Source organism: Leptolyngbya sp. FACHB-711 (assembly GCF_014695615.1).
Lineage (GTDB): Bacteria > Cyanobacteriota > Cyanobacteriia > Elainellales > Elainellaceae > Leptolyngbya_A.
This window is the reverse complement of the sequence record NZ_JACJOR010000205.1, coordinates 1-2,778: the sequence shown is the minus strand read 5'-3', so window position 1 is coordinate 2,778 and position 2,778 is coordinate 1. Positions and strand designations below refer to the sequence as shown.

Here is a 2,778-nt window from a genome sequence, read left to right as displayed (position 1 = left end):
TCTAAGAGTGCTTTCGCTAAATTTAGAAATTACGGGTGGGGCAGTGGGAATTTTCGGCATTCCGCAGCCTTTCTCTACACAAATCGGCTATTTGTGGATTGCTTTACCTTTGCTGTTGCTAAGCATGGTATTTCTCCATCGGCTGGAGCGAATTGAAACTGGGCGAGTCATGCGGGCAATTCGCGAAGATGAGTTAGCTGCTGCCACAGTGGGCATTAATCCGACACGCTATAAAGTTCTTTCCTTTACCTTGGGAGCAGTTTTAGCAGGAGTTGTGGGAGCGGTTAGTGCCCATTTTTTGAATACCTGGAATGCGAGGCAGGGTACATTTGATGCCAGTATTGTTTACCTTGCGTTTGTATTAAGCGGCGGGTCAAGAACTTTTGTGGGTCCGGTTGTGGGCGGCATGGTGCTGACTGCTTTACCCGAAGTGCTGAGGGCGATCGGCGGCATTGCAGGCTTACCTGCTTGGCTAACAGATTTTTTGCAAGATGGTCGGCTGATTCTCTATGGATTACTCATTGTTCTCAGCAGCATTTTTTATCCACAGGGCATTATCACGCCAGAATTGTTGAAGCAAATTGGTGGCAGATTTAAGCGTGAAAAAAAGCCAATTAAAGCAGAATTTTGAAATGCCTGTAAGAAGATGTTTAAAGCGTGATAGCTCACTCAAACCGCTCCCATAATTTCTCTAATTTAACAATCTCTCTACTTTAAAGGGGACTCAGCCTTTTACGAACTTCAAAGTTCTCTAGCATTGGAGAATTGAGGGGCAATACAAGATCTTCTACTACTCCTCAAACAACCTTCAAAAATAAATTATTCCAAGACAAATCATTCCAAGACAAATCATTCCAAAACAGACTGAAAAGACACGAGCGCAAATCCTTTATCCTCACTCAGATACCCGATCGCCTCTCTCCCAATCCCCATTAAAACAATGGTTTCCGAAACGTCTTTCCTTCTTGAAATTCAGCAGATTACTCGACGATTCAGTGGTTTAGTTGCGGTGAATAATGTATCGTTTGGCATTCAGCAAGGCGAAATTTTTGGGTTGATTGGTCCGAATGGAGCCGGGAAAACGACTTTGTTTAACGTGATCACGGGCTTAATTCCGCCTTCGAGTGGACAGCTTTTTTATCAGGGACGATCGATCGTCCGTCAGCGTCCGCACCAAATTGCCCGCCGGGGAATTGCTCGCACGTTTCAAAATTTGCGGCTATTTGGCAATCTTTCAGTGCTGGAAAACGTCGCCATTGCCCGCTATCTGCATACCAATGCGAATCTGATGCAGTCGATCGTCGGAATGCCTAAAGCGATCGCTGAAGAGCAGGAAACTCAGCTCAAAGCGTTTTCTCTGCTGGAGTTGGTGGGGTTAGCAGACAAGGCACAGCAAACTGCCCGAAATCTAGCGTATGGCGACCAGCGACGACTAGAACTCGCCCGCGCCCTTGCCGTCGAACCTCAGCTTTTGCTGCTCGACGAGCCTGCTGCCGGAATGAACACGAACGAAAAGGGTGGACTGAGCGATCTGATTCGGGAGATTCGCGATCGATTCAATCTGACCGTGCTGCTGATCGAACATCATGTGCCCCTAGTGATGGGACTCTGCGATCGAATTGCGGTGCTCGACTTTGGACAGCTCATTGCTTTGGGCAACCCTGAAGCGGTGCGAAATGATCCGGCAGTGATCACGGCTTATCTGGGTGAATAGCGTTTGGCGTTGAGATGGGGCGATTGAAAAACGGGGCAATCAGAAATCAATATGGCAAAATCACTGCTGCAAATCCAAAATTTATCCGTGAACTATGGTGCAGTTCAGGCATTGCAAGATCTGACGCTGGATGTTGCCGAGGGCGAAATTGTCACCCTAATCGGCGCAAACGGAGCGGGCAAAAGTACAACACTGCGGGCGATCTCGCGATTGGTCGATCCGGTTCGTGGACAGATTTTCTATCGCGGACAGGCGATCACTCGTCTCGCACCCAGTCAGATGGTGAAGCTTGGCATTGCCCACAGCCCGGAAGGACGGCGAGTTCTGGCACGACAGACTGTACTCACAAATTTAGAACTGGGTGCATTCACACGAAACGATCGCCTCGGCATCAAATCGGATATCGAGAAACAGTTTCTCACCTTTCCGCGACTGGGCGAACGACGCAATCAGCTTGCCGGAACTCTGAGCGGCGGGGAACAGCAAATGCTAGCGATCGCCCGTGCCCTGATGAGCCGTCCCCGTCTGCTGCTGCTGGATGAGCCGAGCTTAGGACTCGCGCCGCAAATCGTCCGAGAAATTTTTTCGGTGATTCGTCAGCTTCGTGATGCTGGAGTCACGGTTTTGCTGGTCGAACAAAACGCAAACCTGGCACTGCAAACCGCCGATCGGGTCTATGTGCTGGAAGCAGGGCAGATGACGTTGACTAGCGACGCCTCGAAGTTATTGAGCGATGAGCGAATTCGCAAAGCTTATTTGGGATAGTGAGCAAAATTCTAGTGCTTTCCCAAACAAGCCATTAATCCTCTCCCAGTTTCAGCAGTTTCTCATCAATCTGGCGAAGCTGATCTTTTGCAGTGTCATCGGTCAAAATACCCCGACGAACGGCTTCCGCCAATGCGCCCTTTTCAACCAGCAATAAGCGACGGTGAATTCCGTTCAGGCGTGAAGATTGTCCTTTTCCGGTGGCAACGTCGATCGCCCACTGGTTATACAGATCGCGCAACGCTCTCTCGGCTTTCACAATTTGTACCTGATAGCTCGATCGCATTTCCTCATAAATC

3 protein-coding genes and 1 pseudogene are annotated in these 2,778 nt (G+C 49.2%); 3 read left to right on the top strand and 1 reads right to left on the bottom strand.

The window, feature by feature from the left end; genetic code table 11:
• The 3 genes from H6F80_RS07750 to H6F80_RS07740 all read left to right on the top strand — a co-directional run.
• On the top strand, positions 1-631 hold a 631-nt coding region (locus H6F80_RS07750; protein ID WP_190791006.1), incomplete at its 5' end, for a branched-chain amino acid ABC transporter permease.
• 309 nt (positions 632-940) lie between these two features.
• Positions 941-1,714 carry an ABC transporter ATP-binding protein gene (locus tag H6F80_RS07745; RefSeq protein ID WP_190791005.1) on the top strand — a complete coding sequence of 258 codons (774 nt, stop codon included), beginning with the start codon at positions 941-943 and terminating at the stop codon, positions 1,712-1,714.
• Positions 1,715-1,765: 51 nt separating this feature from the next.
• A complete protein-coding gene (locus H6F80_RS07740) occupies positions 1,766-2,479 on the top strand; it encodes an ABC transporter ATP-binding protein (protein WP_199296438.1) in 714 nt (237 codons plus the stop codon).
• A gap of 34 nt (positions 2,480-2,513) precedes the next feature.
• Here H6F80_RS07740 and H6F80_RS07735 read toward each other — a convergent pair.
• Positions 2,514-2,778, bottom strand: a pseudogene (locus H6F80_RS07735) (cation:proton antiporter); the annotation flags it as partial.